Raw genomic sequence first — 15,141 nt, forward strand, 5'->3', positions numbered from 1 at the left:
CGAATACTAAGTCATTGAAACCGCTTCACACTTTTCAGGATGCACTCGCATCAAAAAAAGGCGAAGCCCGAGAGCTTCGCCTTTTTTTGTTTCACTGCCAGAATGATTAGTTCTGGTAGCTCGAAGGCGATGCATCGCCGAAGCGGTGTGCAGAACCGTCGCTATAGGTCTGGTTCTGGATCGAAGCAGGAGCGGTGTAATCAACGCCCTGTGTTGCAACTGGCGTACGATCGTTTGCATAAAGATCAGCTGGTTCACCAACATGTGGGTTTTCAGCGAAAGCAGCACCGGCGCTAAGGGCAACGGCTACGGCAGCAAGAGCAAACTTCTTCATTTTCATAATCCTTATATCACCCCATCGGATGGCAACTTGCCTTTCCCTTCGGGGACTCCGGGATGACATGAAGCCATCCTCCGGGGAGATTCGTTAAAATCGTTGAGTATATAAATCCGGCAGTAAGAACCTTGGGAGGCCGCACTCACTGCCTTCATGTCTTGCTATTCCGATCTGCAATCAGACCGGGATAGCAAAGCTCACTATCGAACGCTTAGTTCGAGAAGCTGGAAGGCGATGCATCACCGAAACGGTTTGCAGAACCATCCATGTAGGTCGACTGGCCGATTGCAGCAGTCGCGGTGTGATCAACGCGCTGAGCAGCAACTGGAGTACGATCATTTGCATAAAGGTCGGCTGGTTCGCCTACGCGTGGGTTTTCAGCAAAAGCAGCACCGGCGCTAAGTGCGAGAGCAGCAGCAGCAAGAACAAACTTATTCATTTTCTATCTCCTTAGTCAGATGGGCGACGTTCTGTGCGTCGTCCTCATGCATCTCAAATGGGTGACAGTGGGAGAAAGTTCCAGTCACGAAAATGTTTTCTTAATCACACATTCGTGCAGCCAATTTTTTCGAAATTGGATATAAAAACGAAAATTATTAATTAGAAACAGCATGTTAAATCATATATCAGCATTCACAGAACTGTTATATAGGTATTTTTGTTCATTTTCGTTGAACAGACTGTTTGCAATCACTGTATAATAATAGCGAACAATGAGGCCCATTGGCGACAGTTGTGTGGCTGATCTTTTCAACGTTGCCACGATTTGCAAACCGCAAAAAATTCAAACGAAGCGCCCTCTTCCAACACAACAAGAGGCTCACAATAAAATAGGGCCGCGAGACGCGACCCTGTTAAACTTTGTAATTACCATGCCGGTTTGGAACTCAGTCAAAAACCGGGCGCCGGACCTCAATTATTAGCAACAGCTACCGAACGTCCCGCAATAGAGACCCACTGGCCAGAATTGGCTGGCGATTGCATCTTGATATAACGGTAGGAGGTCTTCTCCACCGGCAGCACTTCCCCGCGCATATTGTCGAGAATGTAATCACCGTGATCCGTCCTTGCCGACAACACAATATGCGGCTCGCTTCCCTGCACCATGGTAATGAGCAACTGCGATGGGCTGATGCCCCGCGCCATCAGCTTGGCGCGCTTCATCAATACATAATCTTCGCAGTCGCCCTTCCCATTACGGGGAATGGTCCAATAATCGCGCTTGCCGTAATTTTCCTGATCGGAAACAGGCTTGATCGCCGCATTGACCGATGCGTTCACGCTTTGCAGAAGCTTCATGCGATCCGGCGTCAGCTTCATCGGCGCCAAAGCGCGATGAGCGCCGCAATCACGCGGATTACGTTTGCAATAATCAAGATGACCGTATGGAATACTGGTAATCCCGCCTGCTTCACTCCATTGAGCTGCCTTGGCCGGAACCAGCGTCGCCCCGGATAAAGCCATTATACCTGCTGCCGCAGAAATCAGTAGACGCATGACGGATTCCCATTATTAAAAATGTCCCTTGGAACAATTCCCCGGTGACCGGTCCGTTTTCCGGATCTCGCTATCAACCTTTTTTTAACTAACGATGACAAAGCCCCTCTGGTCAAGGAAATTTCATTCCCGAATTGCAACGATCTGAGAAAAGCTGCGATTTTTGCGCGTCCTCGAACTTGTTTATCTAAAGAGGCGATTGCTATTTCATCTGGGAGCTTCCCGATCTAATCTCAAGCCCATACGATTCTCAGAATGAAGCTTTGACATCATGAGCCTTCCTACCAATCCCGCCGATAACCTCGCCGCTCTCATCCGCTGTCCTTCCGTAACGCCCGCAGAAGGCGGCGCGCTTACGGCACTCGAAGCGATGCTTGAGCCAATGGGCTTTTCCGTTCAGCGCCCCGTCTTCACTGAAGAAGGCACGCCGGACATCGAAAACCTCTATGCGCGTAAATCCGGAAACGGTGCTCATCTGATGTTTGCCGGCCACACCGATGTCGTGCCTCCGGGCAATGAGAGCGACTGGAAACATCCGCCTTTCTCTGCCGCTATCGAAGACGGCATCATGTATGGCCGCGGCGCAGTCGATATGAAGGGTGGCATTGCCTGCTTTGTGGCTGCTGTCGCACGGCATGTTGAAAAGCACGGCAGCCTCAAGGGCAGCATCTCCTTCCTCATCACAGGTGACGAAGAAGGCCCGGCAATCAACGGCACCGAAAAGCTGCTGCAATGGGCCAAGGATCGTGGCGAAACATGGGATGCTTCGCTTGTCGGCGAACCAACCAATCCGGACACGCTCGGCGACATGATCAAGATCGGGCGTCGTGGCTCAATCTCCGGCACGATCACAGTGCATGGCGTGCAGGGTCATGCTGCCTATCCGCATCTGGCAGAAAATCCGGTTCGCGGTGTAACCACACTCATCGACGGCCTGCTTTATCCGGCTTTCGATGAAGGCACGGATGACTTTCAGGCCAGCAATATGGAAGTGACGACGGTTGATGTGGGCAACACAGCAACAAACGTGATTGCAAACAAGGCAACCGCTTCCTTCAACATCCGCTTTAACGATACTTGGACCGCAGACAGCTTGAAGGCTGAGATCGTCTCGCGTCTCGAAAAGGCTTCGCGCAACGACCGTCTGCGCCCGGGCCGTGAAACGCCAATCAAGTATGAACTGACATGGCGCGAACACCCGAGCCATGTCTTCCTGACCCGCGATGAGAAGCTGATCGGAACACTGACCTCTTCAGTGGAAGCTGTCACCGGCAAACGCCCTAAGCTTTCCACATCAGGCGGCACGTCGGACGCGCGATTCATCAAGGATTATTGCCCGGTGGTGGAATTTGGCCTCGTCGGACAGACCATGCACATGGTCGATGAACGTGTGGCTCTTGCCGACCTCGAAGGACTGACACAGATTTACGAACGTTTCATCGCTGATTTCTTTGGGTAAAGGAATTACATGCCCAATCTGGATAATATTTTCAGATACTTCACGGGCGTCTGGAAGATGATGCTTGGCCGCAAAGACGGCCTTGCATATCTCGATATCTCCGCAGAAGATTTCTGGACATCATTCTATGCGATTGTCGTTGCTCTGCCGCCGCTTCTGGCGACCTGGGTTGCCTATTCGGCTGACCTCACGGCCGGACGCGAAGAAGCTGGCCTTCGCCTGGCAATCGTCATTCGTGCAGCAACCGTCGATATCGCAGCATGGGTGATACCGATTGTTATTGTCGGCCTGCTTGCCAAACGTATAGGCATTGCAAAGCGCTACGCCGCTTATGTGATTGCAACCAACTGGGGCAGCGCGCTTCTTGCATGGCTTTTCGCGCCAATCACGCTGCTGCAGCTGTTCTTTCCGGGATTTCTTGATGTCGCGACGCTGTTTGCATTCGTGCTCTTCGGCATCTCAATTATCCTGAGCTACCGGCTAACCTTTATTGTGTTGCAACGTCCACACGCTTATGTCGCACCGTTCTTTGCCTGCATGTTCTTCGGCTCACTGTTCATTACAGTGATCCTGCAACAACTCTTCGGCATCGGGATTGGTACGGAGAGTTTTTAAAGCGCGTCCCGAAAAGTGTGAAACGGCTTTCGGACAAGATACGCGCCTAAACAAAGAATGAGAGCGCCGATCTGATTCAATCACATCGAAAGGCGCTCTAAAACGGAAACGGGTAATCAACGCCAATCAGATAGAGGCCATAGGGCGGCGCGACCTGACCGCAGGCTTTGCGGTCCCTGGCCTCAAGTGCTGCCTGCAGATCATCAGCCGTCCAGCGGCCAACGCCAACTTCCATCAGGCTTCCCGCAAAGGAACGCACCTGATTATGCAGGAACGAACGCGCTGAAACGCGCATTTCGACATAGTCGCCATTGCGCGTGATATCCAGCCGGTCGAGTGTCTTTACCGGACTTTTTGCCTGACATTGCGTTGCGCGAAATGTCGTGAAGTCATGCTCACCCAGAAGCCGCTTTGCAGCCTCATGCATCGCTTCGTGGTCAAGGCGTTTCTGCACCCACCACACGCGCTGATAATCGATTGCCAGCGGCGAACGTCGATTGTGAATGCGATAAAGATAGTGCCGTCCACGCGCTGAGAACCGCGCGTCAAAAGCATCCGTCGTCTTCTCGACATTGAGAATGCTGATGCGTTCATCTGCCATCACCAGATGCGCATTGAGCGCATCGCGCACTTTCGCAGCACCCCAATCTTTTGTCAGATCAACATGAATGACCTGCGCGCTCGCATGAACGCCTGCATCGGTGCGGCCTGCCGCACTTAGCGTCAGATCTTCTCCACAGAACTTCTTGAACGCCTGCTCAATCGCGTTCTGCACGGCATGGCCGTTTTCCTGCCGCTGCCAGCCGACATAGGGCGTGCCGTCATATTCGACAGTGATCTTGTAACGAGGCACCGCTCAGAGAACCTTCGTCACAGACGCTCCACGCAGAAACTCCTGCGCGGGCAGAGGTTTACCGCCTGAACGTTGTAACGTTACGAGCCGCACAGCACCCTCGCCGCACGCAATCGTCAGGCGATCATCAAGTATAGTTCCCGGAGCGCCGCTTCCCTCGCCCAATGTGGAGCGCTGGAGTTTGACACGTTCAACGACACCGTTGATTTCCATCTCGCACCAGGCGCCCGGAAATGGTGAGATGCCACGGATCGTATTGTGAACGTCCTTCGCAGGCTTCGACCAGTCGATACGCGCTTCGGCCTTATCGATCTTGGCGGCATAGGTCACGCCTTCCTCTGGCTGCGCCTGAAGTGTGAGGCTTTCGCGCTCAAGCGCACCCAATGCGCGCACCATCAGGTCAGCACCGATAAGGCTTAAACGATCATGCAGCTCACCTGCAGTCATGTCCGGCGTGATCCCAACTTTTTCGGCCATAGCGACAGGACCCGTATCAAGCCCCGCATCCATTTTCATGATCATCATGCCGGTTTCTGTATCGCCAGACATAATAGCCCGCTGAATGGGAGCAGCCCCGCGCCAGCGCGGAAGAAGCGACGCATGACCGTTGTAACATCCAAGGCGCGGAGCATCGAGAATGGCCTGTGGCAGCAGCAGGCCATAAGCCACGACAATTGCGACATCGGCTTCAAGGCTCGCAAAAACGTCCTGCTCTTCGGTGCCTTTGAGACTTTTCGGCGTGAAAACCGGAATGCCAAATTCCTCAGCCTTTTCGTGCACCGGCGACTTGGTCAGTTCCAGTCCGCGACGGCCAGCCGGACGCGGTGGCTGCGAGTAAACCGCAACGACTTCATAGCCCTGTCCGATGATGGCTGTGAGGATTGGCACGGAGAAATCCGGCGTCCCCATAAAGACAATCCGCATTACAAAGCCCTGTTTGATGCACGCTGACTGGCGAGCTTCTTGAACTTCTTGATGACCATATCGCGCTTGAGCTTGGAGATATGATCGATAAACAGCACGCCATTGAGATGGTCGATTTCATGCTGCAGGCAGGTCGCCATCAGCCCATCGGCTTCCATCGACTTTTCCTTGCCGTCCGCATCGAAATAATTGACCTCGATGGTCGCAGGCCGCTCGACCTCTGCATAATAATCCGGGATCGAAAGACAGCCTTCTTCATAGACGCTGCGTTCGTCCGATGAGGCGACAATCTCCGGATTGATAAAGACATGCGGCGCCTTCGGCTCGTCTTCCTTGGCGAGATCAATCACCAGCATCCGCAGAGGCTCGCCCACCTGAATGGCGGCAAGGCCAATGCCCGGCGCGTCATACATGGTGTCGAACATGTCGCCGGCAAATTTGCGCAACTGATCGTCAAAGCGCTCGACAGGCTTGGAAAGCTGGCGCAGGACGGGATCGGGAAGGATGATGAGCGGTTTAATAGACATGCGCTTCACGTAATCGCTTGCGCGAGAATCGTCAATTGTAACTTGCAAAATGTTCTTGTTTTGATCTCATCAAGGCGACACGAATCAGTTAAGCTTGCGCAATGGAAAACCAGAATCTCTTGAACGAACCGCTTTTGCAGCTTGGTGCAACCTCCTTCACGCTGGGAGATATTCTCCTTGCGGGCATTGTCGTGCTGGTCCTGTGCCTCGCCATTTTCCTCATTGCGGCAGCGCGTTCTGCACGTCTTCGCGCGGTTGCGGAAGCACAGGCTGAAGACCGTGCGCGTGATGCGGAATATCGCATGGCGGAGATTCTGAAAGCACAATCCGAAATGCAGGGCCGGATGCAAACCATGGCCGAAGTGTTCGGTTCACGGCAGGCAGAGCTCAACCAGTCGATCCGTGAACGGCTCGACGGTATGACGCATCGCATCGGCCAGACCATGACCGAGCAGACCCGTTCGACACATGAAAACCTCGCAAAACTGCAGGAGCGTCTTGCAGTCATCGACACAGCTCAGAACAATATCCAGTCGCTTGCCGGTCAGGTCGTGCAGTTGCAGGCGATCCTTGCAAACAAGCAGACGCGCGGTGCCTTTGGCCAGTCGCGCATGGAAGCGATCATTGCCGATGGTCTGCCGCAGGGCGCTTACGAGTTTCAGGCGACACTATCCAACGGCACGCGCCCCGATTGCCTTGTAAGGATGCCAAACAACGCGCCTTCACTGGTCATCGACGCGAAGTTCCCGCTTGAAGCATGGAACTCCATGCGCGAAACGGAACAGCCGGAAGCACGCAAGACAGCCGTTGCACAGTTCCGCCGCGATATGGAAGTGCATATCAAGGATGTTTCCGACAAATATCTGATTACAGGCGAAACACAGGATACGGCTTTCCTGTTCGTGCCATCGGAATCTATTTTTGCCGATATTCATGAGCATTTTGAAGCGCTGATCCAGCGCGCGCACCGGGCGCGGATCGTTATTGTCTCGCCATCGCTCCTGATGCTGTCAATTCAGGTTATTCAGGCGATCCTGAAAGATGCCCGTATGCGCGAACAGGCGCATGTCATTCAGGGTGAAGTGATCCGTCTGATGGAAGATGTAGGCCGCCTTGATGAGCGTGTGCGCAAGCTGCAAACCCATTTTGTGCAGGCCAACAAGGATATTGACGACATTCTGGTGTCTTCCAATAAGGTCACCAAGCGCGGTGCGAAGATCGAAGCACTGGAATTTGGCCCGGCACCGGCTGAAGAGCCCCAGCGCCCGACGCGACAGTCGGATAACGCTCCAACCCAAATGCGCCTGCGCGTGGTGGATGAGGATTAGAGCGCATCCGGAAAAGTGTGAAACGGTTTTCGGATAGAGATGCGCGTTACAACAAGAATTTAGAGCGACGATCTGATCCACTCGGATCGAAACGCGCTCCAAATCCTACCAACAAAGAAGCCCGCAACTTGCGGGCTTTGTCTTATTCAGGTTTTGAAGTCCTATCAGAGTGACCAAGATCGCGATCCGGCCAGACCAGATCGCGCACGCGTTGCTTCAATACCTTGGCTTCCGGAAACCCACCGTCACGCTTACGCTCCCAGATGAGTTCATCTTGACCGCCCGGCATAGACAGATGGATTTCAAACACACCACCTGTGCCGGACCGCAAAGCCACCTCGCCCAAGTCCTGCCCGAATGTCTGCAACAGCTCCTGCGCCAGCCATGCAGCCCGCAGCATCCAGTTACATTGCGTGCAGTAAGTGATGGAAATGCGAGGTAAAATATCCATCAAATTTGTCTCGGTTTCTGTCCAACAATAATACCAAAACAAAAAAGAGGTGCCCAAAGGCACCTCATTGTATTTTTAATCATCACCCATCTTGAGTGCCTGAATGAAGGCCTCTTGCGGGATTTCCACCTTGCCGAACTGACGCATACGCTTCTTGCCTTCCTTCTGCTTGTCCAGAAGTTTGCGCTTACGCGAAATATCGCCACCATAGCACTTGGCCGTCACGTCCTTGCGCAGCGCTGAAATGGTTTCGCGCGCCACGATACGGCCGCCAATGGCTGCCTGAATAGGAATCTTGAACATGTGCTGCGGGATCAGCTCCTTGAGCTTTTCGCAAAGCACACGGCCACGCTTTTCAGCAGCAGAGCGGTGAACCAGCATCGAAAGCGCGTCCACAGGTTCTTCATTCACAAGGATCGACATCTTGACCAGATCGCCCTCACGGTAATCCGAGAGATTATAGTCGAACGAAGCATAACCCTTCGAGATCGACTTCAGACGATCGTAGAAATCGAATACGACTTCGTTGAGCGGCAGATCATAGGTGATCATCGCACGCGGACCAACATAGGTCAGATCGATCTGGAGGCCGCGACGCTCCTGACAGAGCTTCATGATCGCGCCGAGATAATCATCCGGCGTCATGATGGTTGCGCGAATCCACGGCTCTTCAATCGCTTCGATCTTCACAACATCCGGCATATCCGCTGGGTTGTGCAGCTCTTTCTGCGAGCCGTCCTGCATGTTCAGACGATAGACAACCGAAGGTGCCGTCGTGATGAGGTCGAGATCGAACTCACGTTCAAGACGTTCCTGAATGATTTCGAGATGCAGAAGCCCCAGGAACCCGCAGCGGAAGCCGAAGCCGAGCGCCGCAGAGGTTTCCATTTCAAACGAGAACGACGCATCGTTAAGACGCAGCTTGCCCATGGCAGCGCGCAAGTCTTCAAAGTCGGCAGCATCAACCGGGAATAGTCCGCAGAACACAACCGGCTGTGCAGGCTTAAAACCTGTCAGGGGTTTTTCCGTCGGGCGGCGGTCTTCGGTGATGGTATCACCGACGCGGGTATCAGCCACTTCCTTAATGGAAGCAGTGATGAAGCCCAGTTCACCCGGTCCGAGTTCATCCATCTGAACCATTTTCGGCGTAAATACGCCAGTCCGTTCAACCGGATATTTCGCGCCCGTACCCATCATGCGGATGGTCTGGCCCTTTTTCAGCACACCGTCGATAACACGGACCAGAACAATAACGCCGAGATAGCTGTCATACCAGCTGTCGACCAGCATCGCCTTCAACGGCGCATTGCGGTCACCCTCTCTCGGAGGAGGCAGCTGCTCGACAATAGCTTCGAGCACATCAGGAATGCCGAGGCCAGTCTTGGCCGAGATCATCACGGCGCGGCTTGCATCAATGCCGATCACTTCTTCGATCTGGCTCTGAACGCGCTCAGGCTCTGCCGCCGGAAGATCAACCTTGTTCAGCACCACCACGATGTCGTGATTGTTGTCGATGGCCTGATAGACATTGGCCAGCGTCTGCGCTTCAACGCCCTGTGAGGCATCCACCACCAGAAGCGAACCTTCGCACGCAGCCAGCGAACGCGAGACTTCATAGGCGAAGTCGACGTGTCCGGGGGTGTCGATAAGGTTCAGCACATAGTCCTCGCCGTTCTTCGCCTTATAGTTAAGACGAACGGTCTGGGCCTTAATGGTGATGCCGCGCTCGCGCTCGATATCCATCGAGTCGAGGACCTGGTCCTTCATCTCACGCGTGTCCAGCCCGCCCGTCAATTGAATGAGGCGGTCGGCCAGCGTCGATTTGCCGTGGTCGATATGGGCGACGATCGAAAAATTTCGAATATGGTCAAGTGGTGTGCTCATGCGCGCGATTTACCAGTAAGCCGCGAAATCTCAAAGCGGTATTGCGTGTTTAATACGGGAAAAGCGGCCTTTGTCGCAGTCGTGACAACAAGTCCCCTTTGCGTTGTTGCCAAAAGGCGATAAATCACCGCCAGAAAACATGCCGCAATGATAAACTCGGGCATCATATCCGGCGTTATAATCAGGCTTTCATGCAGGAGTTCAGGATGAAGACCGAACCGAACGAAGTTCACAACAGACCAAAGCTGGTCACTGTTTTCGGCGGCTCTGGCTTTGTTGGGCGCGCGGTCGTAGCAAGCCTCACCAAGCGCGGCTATCGTGTACGCGTCGCCGTACGCAAGCCAGAGGTCGCTTATTACATGGCGCCGCTCGGCAATGTTGGCCAGATCCAGATGGTTCAGGCCAATGTCCGCCACCGCTGGTCGGTTGAACGCGCCATCATGGGCGCTGATCATGTCATCAATCTCGTCGGCATTCTTTCGGAAAGCGGCAAGCAGCGCTTCAACAGCGTTCAGGTGCTTGGCGCAAAGAACATTGCCGAAGCCACCAAAGCAGCCGGCCTCAAGCTGACGCATCTTTCGTCGCTTGCAGCAGACGCAAAATCTCCTTCGGATTATGCACGTACCAAGGCAGAAGGCGAAAACGCCGTTCTCTCCATTCTGCCGGATACGGTAATCCTGCGTCCGTCGATCATTTTCGGCCATGAAGATCGCTTCTTCAACCGCTTTGCCAACATGGCACGCTTTTCGCCGTTCCTGCCGGTTATCGGCGGTGGTGAAACCAAGCTGCAGCCGGTCTATGTCGGCGATGTCGCGGAAGCTGTTGCACGCGCAGTCGATGGCAAGCTTGAAGCCGGTAGCGTGTATGAACTGGGCGGCCCGGACGCACAGCCATTCAAGAACTGGATGAAGGACATGCTCGGCGTTATCGCCCGCAAGCGCGTCATCGTCTCGATGCCTTTCTGGGTTGCCCGCCTTCAGGCATCCGTTCTTGGCTTGCTGCCAAATCCGCTGCTCACCAATGATCAGGTGACGCTGCTGAAATTCGATAATGTCGTTTCGGAAAAAGCCACCAAGGAAGGCCGCACACTTCAGGGCATGGGCATTACGCCAGAAGCCGTGGATGCAATCCTTCCAGCCTATCTCTGGCGCTACCGCGTTGCCGGTCAGTACACCAAGACCGGGTTTGCGTGAGACGAAAATCTAGAGCGCATCCCGAAAAGTGCGAAGCGGTTTTCGGAGCAAGATGCGCGTAAAAACAAATTGATAGAGCATTTCCAATGACTCAATCAAAACAGGAAATGCTCTAAATGAATAAAGGGGCCGAAAGGCCCCTTTTCTTTTGTCCGTTCTTTGCGGGTTTACCCCCAGATAAGCAATGCCGCCATTCCAAGTGCGCCGACGATCAAACGCCACCAGGCAAACAGCTTGAAACCGTGGCGAGAAACATAGTCGAGCAAATGGCGCACAACAAATACGCCTGAGATGAAAGCCATCACAAATCCGACTGCGATCAGCGCGCCATCATTCATCGACAGCATATTATGGCTCTTATAGAGATCATAAGTGAAAGCGCCGGCCATAGTTGGCATGGCGAGGAAGAACGAGAATTCAGCAGCCGAACGCTTGTCTGCTCCAAGCAGAAGCGCACCAACAATCGTTGAGCCTGATCGCGATACGCCGGGGATCATGGCAAGGCACTGGACAAAGCCAATCGCCAGACAGATCGGCAGCGGATAATCCATCACATCGCGATAACGTGGCTTGAGTTCCAGCTGGTCCACCCAGAGCAGAATGAAACCACCGATGATAAGCATGGCGCAAACCAACATCGGCGTTTCAAAAAGCACGCTCTTGATGAAGCCATGTGCCATTGCGCCGATGACAGCTGCAGGCAGAAATGCAACCAGAATACCCAGCACGAAGCGCCGTGTGCGGGCATCGCGCGGAAAGTCGGTCAGAATTTTGATCAGCTTCGCGGAATAAACCGTCAGAATTGCCAAAATCGCACCGAGCTGAATAAGCACCTCGAAGGTCTTGCCCGTCGATTCAAAGCCAAGAAAATGGCCAACCAGCAACAAATGGCCTGTGGAGGAAACGGGGATGAACTCCGTCAAACCTTCGATGAGACCAAGAAAAGCGGCTTCCAGAAGATTATAAATTTCCATGAAGTCAGTACCTTAGGGAGGTGAGCAGGATGAAAGCGGTGCGTCTTGACGAGCTGTTAAGCATGAAAGTGCTACAATAAGCGCTTCCAGCGATTGCTTGTCTCCCGCAGGCATAGCCCTTATAGACTAAATATTCCGTTGAGGTGGCTCGAATCGCCTGACAGCAGAAATAACCTGCTGCCGGTGCAAACGCTAGCCGCAGTGCCTCACCGGGGATCAATTAAAGCTTGTCAGTCGAGAGTACCGCGTCGATTATGCTTACGCTTTTTCATCATCCTATGTCTTCAGGCTCGCGCTATGTGCGGCTTATTCTCGGCGAATATGATGTGGAAGCCGAACTGATCGAGGAACGTCCATGGTCGCGCCGCAAGGAATTTCTGGCGCTGAACCCTGCTGCAACACTTCCTGTATTGCTGGCTGAACGCGATCTGCCGGTTGTTGGCGCAACCGTCATTGCAGAATATCTCGATGAAACGCGCGGCGCCTTAAAACGCAGTCGTCGTCTTTTGCCCGAAAGCCCGATGGAACGCGCAGAAGTGCGGCGTCTGGTCGACTGGTTTCTGCTCAAGCTCGAAAACGAAGTGACACGCCATATTGCACGCGAACGCGTTTTCAAGCTTCAGATGGCTGATGAAATGGGCGGCAGCGCGCCGGATTCGACCGCCATCCGTGCAGCCCGCACCAATATTCGCCAGCACATGAAATATATCGACTGGCTGGCCGCTACCCGTGACTGGCTCGCAGGCAGTCATCCAAGCTATGCGGATATGGCGGCCGCAGCGTCCATTTCTGTGCTAGACTATCTCGGCGAAATTGAATGGGGCGAGACAAAAGCCGCGCGCGACTGGTATGCTCGCATGAAATCGCGCCCAGCCTTCCGCCCGCTGCTGGCTGATCGCGTGCGCGGACTAGCTCCAGTGGCTCACTATGGCGACCTCGACTTCTGATACTAGCCAAGCTTCGGACAAAGCTCTCAAGCTGAAACGCTTTCTGATCGAAGAAGCGAAAGCTGTCGGCTTTGATGCGGTCGCTTTCACAGGGCCGGACGCTATTCCGCAGGCACCTCAGCGCTTGCGGCAATATATTGCCGATGGCCACCACGCGGACATGCTTTGGATGGAAGAGACCGAAGAGCGCAGGGCCAACCCTAGCGTTCTCTGGCCGGAAGTGCGTTCGATCATGGTGCTTGCCATGAATTACGGTCCGGATAGCAACCCGCTCAGCATTCTTGAACATAAAGACCGGGCGGCAATCTCGGTCTATGCCCAGAACCGCGATTATCACGACATCATCAAGGGCAAGCTCAAGCACATCGCGAGCCGCTTTGCTGCACGCGCCGGACAGGACGTAAAAGTCTTCGTCGATACGGCACCTGTGATGGAGAAGCCGCTTGCGCAGGCCGCGGGCCTTGGCTGGCAAGGAAAACACACCAATCTGGTCAGTCGCGAACTCGGCTCGTGGCTGTTTTTAGGCTCGATCTTCACCACGGCTGAAATTCCGCCGGATGAACCGGATCGCGATCATTGCGGCTCCTGCCGCGCCTGTCTCGATGCCTGTCCGACAAAAGCTTTCCCCTCGCCTTACCGGATCGATGCGGGACGCTGCATTTCCTATCTCACCATCGAGAACAAGGGGCCGATCCCGCACGAGTTTCGCAAAGCCATGGGCAACCGCATTTATGGTTGTGACGATTGCCTTTCAGTTTGTCCGTGGAACAAGTTTGCGCAAGCGACCAGCGAGATGAAGCTGAAAGCACGCGATGATCTCAAGGCACCAAAGCTTGCGGATTTTCTTGCACTCGACGATCCGGCCTTCCGCACACTGTTTTCGGGTTCACCCGTCAAACGCATCGGTCGCGACCGTTTTCTGCGCAATGTGTTGATCGCAACCGGCAATTCGGAAGACCAGACGCTGGTGCCGCAGGTGGAAAGCCTGCTTGAAGATCCGGCACCTGTTGTGCGTGGTGCTGCTGTCTGGGCTTTGAAACAGCTTGTAAGCACAGATCGTTTCAAAATTTCACAGAAACGTCTGGCCTCACGCGAAGAGGATGCTACGGTGCGCGCAGAATGGAGCTTAGAGCACCAGTCTGATTAAGTCAGATTGGTGCATCTCAAGCTTTTGTTTAAACACGCATCTTTTCCGAAAACCGTTTCACACTTTTCGGGATGCGCTCTGGAGGATAGCTAGAATGCGCATTTTTCTGTTTGGAGCCGGTTATTCTGCGAGAGCCTTTTCCCGCCTGATGACCGGAGAGGCAGAGCGCATCGATGGCACCACCCGCAACGAGCAGAATTTCCCCCTCCTCGAAAAATCCGGCATCGCACCGATCATCTTCGACGGCGAAACCGCCTCGCCTGATCTGATCGACCGCCTTGCAAAATCAACCCATGTCGTCATTTCGATTTCGCCGCGCGAAAGCGGCGATCCATCGCTTGCAATTGTTGAGGAGGCTTTACGCCGCCCCGGCAATACCATTCGCTGGATCGGCTATCTCTCGACGGTAGGTGTTTACGGAAATCATGACGGCAACTGGATTGATGAAACAGCACCTTTAGCCCCGACATCGCGCCGTTCGCTTGAACGTGTGGAAGCGGAAAGCGCATGGGAAGCACTAAGCGAACGCCATGGCACACCGGTAGCACTTCTGCGTCTGTCGGGCATCTATGGTCCAGGCCGCAATGCATTCGTCAATCTGGAACGCGGCACCGCGCGGCGCATCATCAAGGACGGTCAGGTCTTCAACCGCATCCATGTGGATGATATCGCCGGAAGCCTGCGTTTTCTGGCAGGCACCAATAGTGGTGGCGCCTTCAACATCACCGATAGCGAACCCGCCCCGCCACAGGATGTCGTCGCTTATGCTGCCGAGTTGATGGGCGTTGCCATCCCGCCGGAAATTCCATTTGAACAGGCTGACCTCACGCCAATGGGACGCTCATTCTACGGCGAAAACAAACGCGTCTCCAACCTGCGCATCAAGGCTCTGGGCTATGATTTTATCTATCCTGATTACAAAGCAGCCTTTTCGGCCATGTGGCAGGATGATCATTGGCGCTAACACATGCCCCCAAAAGTGGACGTCAGTTTTGAGGTGAAGGC

16 protein-coding genes are annotated in these 15,141 nt (G+C 54.1%); 7 read left to right on the top strand and 9 right to left on the bottom strand.

Annotated features, from left to right (window positions below; genetic code table 11):
* Positions 1-106: 106 nt before the first annotated feature.
* The 3 genes from CEV34_RS03675 to CEV34_RS03685 all read right to left on the bottom strand — a co-directional run bounded on the left by CEV34_RS03675 (position 107) and on the right by CEV34_RS03685 (position 1,801).
* Positions 107-334: a hypothetical protein gene (locus tag CEV34_RS03675; RefSeq protein ID WP_007876402.1), complete on the bottom strand. Its 228-nt coding sequence runs from the start codon at positions 332-334 to the stop codon at positions 107-109.
* Between the two features lie 214 nt (positions 335-548).
* Complete coding sequence (locus CEV34_RS03680; RefSeq protein WP_007876403.1) at positions 549-776, bottom strand: hypothetical protein; 228 nt, start codon at positions 774-776, stop codon at positions 549-551.
* 473 nt (positions 777-1,249) lie between these two features.
* The gene (locus tag CEV34_RS03685) at positions 1,250-1,801 is read right to left on the bottom strand and encodes a transglutaminase-like cysteine peptidase (RefSeq protein WP_007876404.1); all 552 of its coding nucleotides are present in this window, start codon (positions 1,799-1,801) and stop codon (positions 1,250-1,252) included.
* Positions 1,802-2,105: 304 nt separating this feature from the next.
* Between CEV34_RS03685 and dapE the strand changes: the two genes are divergently transcribed.
* Together dapE and CEV34_RS03695 are read left to right on the top strand one after the other, a co-directional pair.
* The gene (gene dapE, locus CEV34_RS03690; RefSeq protein ID WP_007876405.1) at positions 2,106-3,293 is read left to right on the top strand and encodes a succinyl-diaminopimelate desuccinylase; all 1,188 of its coding nucleotides are present in this window, start codon (positions 2,106-2,108) and stop codon (positions 3,291-3,293) included.
* 9 nt (positions 3,294-3,302) lie between these two features.
* Positions 3,303-3,908 (top strand): hypothetical protein, encoded by a 606-nt coding sequence (locus tag CEV34_RS03695; RefSeq protein WP_007876406.1) that lies wholly within the window; start codon positions 3,303-3,305, stop codon positions 3,906-3,908.
* A 97-nt stretch (positions 3,909-4,005) separates the two neighbouring features.
* Here CEV34_RS03695 and truA read toward each other — a convergent pair whose 3' ends face one another.
* Genes truA through def form a run of 3 tightly spaced genes read right to left on the bottom strand, consistent with a single transcriptional unit; the run spans position 4,006 to position 6,212 of the window.
* A complete protein-coding gene (truA, locus tag CEV34_RS03700) occupies positions 4,006-4,761 on the bottom strand; it encodes a tRNA pseudouridine(38-40) synthase TruA (protein ID WP_007876409.1) in 756 nt (251 codons plus the stop codon).
* 3 nt (positions 4,762-4,764) lie between these two features.
* Complete coding sequence (gene fmt, locus CEV34_RS03705) at positions 4,765-5,685, bottom strand: methionyl-tRNA formyltransferase (RefSeq protein ID WP_007876414.1); 921 nt, start codon at positions 5,683-5,685, stop codon at positions 4,765-4,767.
* Positions 5,685-6,212 (bottom strand): peptide deformylase, encoded by a 528-nt coding sequence (gene def, locus CEV34_RS03710; protein WP_007876417.1) that lies wholly within the window; start codon positions 6,210-6,212, stop codon positions 5,685-5,687. Before def ends, fmt begins: the two co-directional genes overlap by 1 nt.
* A gap of 101 nt (positions 6,213-6,313) precedes the next feature.
* Here def and CEV34_RS03715 point away from each other — a divergent pair, with 101 nt between their 5' ends.
* Positions 6,314-7,540 carry a DNA recombination protein RmuC gene (locus CEV34_RS03715; protein WP_007876418.1) on the top strand — a complete coding sequence of 409 codons (1,227 nt, stop codon included), beginning with the start codon at positions 6,314-6,316 and terminating at the stop codon, positions 7,538-7,540.
* 142 nt (positions 7,541-7,682) lie between these two features.
* Here the strand turns inward: CEV34_RS03715 and CEV34_RS03720 are convergent, their stop codons facing one another.
* Positions 7,683-7,991 (bottom strand): Rdx family protein, encoded by a 309-nt coding sequence (locus CEV34_RS03720; RefSeq protein ID WP_039860126.1) that lies wholly within the window; start codon positions 7,989-7,991, stop codon positions 7,683-7,685.
* Positions 7,992-8,066: 75 nt separating this feature from the next.
* On the bottom strand, positions 8,067-9,875 hold the full coding sequence (lepA, locus tag CEV34_RS03725; protein ID WP_007876420.1) for a translation elongation factor 4: 1,809 nt from the start codon (positions 9,873-9,875) through the stop codon (positions 8,067-8,069).
* Between the two features lie 206 nt (positions 9,876-10,081).
* On the opposite strand from lepA, the gene CEV34_RS03735 reads away from it, so the two are divergent.
* Positions 10,082-11,068 carry a complex I NDUFA9 subunit family protein gene (locus CEV34_RS03735; protein ID WP_007876424.1) on the top strand — a complete coding sequence of 329 codons (987 nt, stop codon included), beginning with the start codon at positions 10,082-10,084 and terminating at the stop codon, positions 11,066-11,068.
* A 167-nt stretch (positions 11,069-11,235) separates the two neighbouring features.
* On the opposite strand, the gene CEV34_RS03740 is transcribed toward CEV34_RS03735, so the two are convergent.
* A complete protein-coding gene (locus CEV34_RS03740; RefSeq protein ID WP_007876428.1) occupies positions 11,236-12,042 on the bottom strand; it encodes an undecaprenyl-diphosphate phosphatase in 807 nt (268 codons plus the stop codon).
* A gap of 254 nt (positions 12,043-12,296) precedes the next feature.
* Between CEV34_RS03740 and CEV34_RS03745 the strand changes: the two genes are divergently transcribed.
* From CEV34_RS03745 to CEV34_RS03755, 3 genes are all read left to right on the top strand, one after another.
* Positions 12,297-12,989: a glutathione S-transferase family protein gene (locus CEV34_RS03745; RefSeq protein WP_007876431.1), complete on the top strand. Its 693-nt coding sequence runs from the start codon at positions 12,297-12,299 to the stop codon at positions 12,987-12,989.
* Positions 12,970-14,136, top strand: coding sequence for a tRNA epoxyqueuosine(34) reductase QueG (gene queG, locus CEV34_RS03750; RefSeq protein ID WP_007876433.1), 1,167 nt, complete (start codon positions 12,970-12,972; stop codon positions 14,134-14,136). The genes CEV34_RS03745 and queG overlap by 20 nt, the downstream gene beginning before the upstream one ends.
* 94 nt (positions 14,137-14,230) lie before the next feature.
* The gene (locus CEV34_RS03755) at positions 14,231-15,100 is read left to right on the top strand and encodes an SDR family oxidoreductase (protein WP_007876435.1); all 870 of its coding nucleotides are present in this window, start codon (positions 14,231-14,233) and stop codon (positions 15,098-15,100) included.
* Positions 15,101-15,141: the final 41 nt, after the last annotated feature.

This window comes from Brucella pseudogrignonensis (assembly GCF_002252525.1).
GTDB classification, from domain to species: domain Bacteria; phylum Pseudomonadota; class Alphaproteobacteria; order Rhizobiales; family Rhizobiaceae; genus Brucella; species Brucella pseudogrignonensis.

Excerpts from the sequence above, each read along its gene's own strand:
- CEV34_RS03675 (WP_007876402.1), bottom strand. The coding sequence starts at position 334 with ATGAAGAAGTTTGCTCTTGCTGCCGTAGCCGTTGCCCTTAGCGCCGGT.
- CEV34_RS03680 (WP_007876403.1), bottom strand. The coding sequence starts at position 776 with ATGAATAAGTTTGTTCTTGCTGCTGCTGCTCTCGCACTTAGCGCCGGT.
- CEV34_RS03685 (WP_007876404.1), bottom strand. The coding sequence starts at position 1,801 with ATGGCTTTATCCGGGGCGACGCTGGTTCCGGCCAAGGCAGCTCAATGG.
- dapE (WP_007876405.1), top strand. The coding sequence starts at position 2,106 with ATGAGCCTTCCTACCAATCCCGCCGATAACCTCGCCGCTCTCATCCGC.
- CEV34_RS03695 (WP_007876406.1), top strand. The coding sequence starts at position 3,303 with ATGCCCAATCTGGATAATATTTTCAGATACTTCACGGGCGTCTGGAAG.
- fmt (WP_007876414.1), bottom strand. The coding sequence starts at position 5,685 with ATGCGGATTGTCTTTATGGGGACGCCGGATTTCTCCGTGCCAATCCTC.
- def (WP_007876417.1), bottom strand. The coding sequence starts at position 6,212 with ATGTCTATTAAACCGCTCATCATCCTTCCCGATCCCGTCCTGCGCCAG.
- CEV34_RS03715 (WP_007876418.1), top strand. The coding sequence starts at position 6,314 with ATGGAAAACCAGAATCTCTTGAACGAACCGCTTTTGCAGCTTGGTGCA.
- CEV34_RS03720 (WP_039860126.1), bottom strand. The coding sequence starts at position 7,991 with ATGGATATTTTACCTCGCATTTCCATCACTTACTGCACGCAATGTAAC.
- lepA (WP_007876420.1), bottom strand. The coding sequence starts at position 9,875 with ATGAGCACACCACTTGACCATATTCGAAATTTTTCGATCGTCGCCCAT.
- CEV34_RS03735 (WP_007876424.1), top strand. The coding sequence starts at position 10,082 with ATGAAGACCGAACCGAACGAAGTTCACAACAGACCAAAGCTGGTCACT.
- CEV34_RS03740 (WP_007876428.1), bottom strand. The coding sequence starts at position 12,042 with ATGGAAATTTATAATCTTCTGGAAGCCGCTTTTCTTGGTCTCATCGAA.
- CEV34_RS03745 (WP_007876431.1), top strand. The coding sequence starts at position 12,297 with ATGCTTACGCTTTTTCATCATCCTATGTCTTCAGGCTCGCGCTATGTG.
- queG (WP_007876433.1), top strand. The coding sequence starts at position 12,970 with ATGGCGACCTCGACTTCTGATACTAGCCAAGCTTCGGACAAAGCTCTC.
- CEV34_RS03755 (WP_007876435.1), top strand. The coding sequence starts at position 14,231 with ATGCGCATTTTTCTGTTTGGAGCCGGTTATTCTGCGAGAGCCTTTTCC.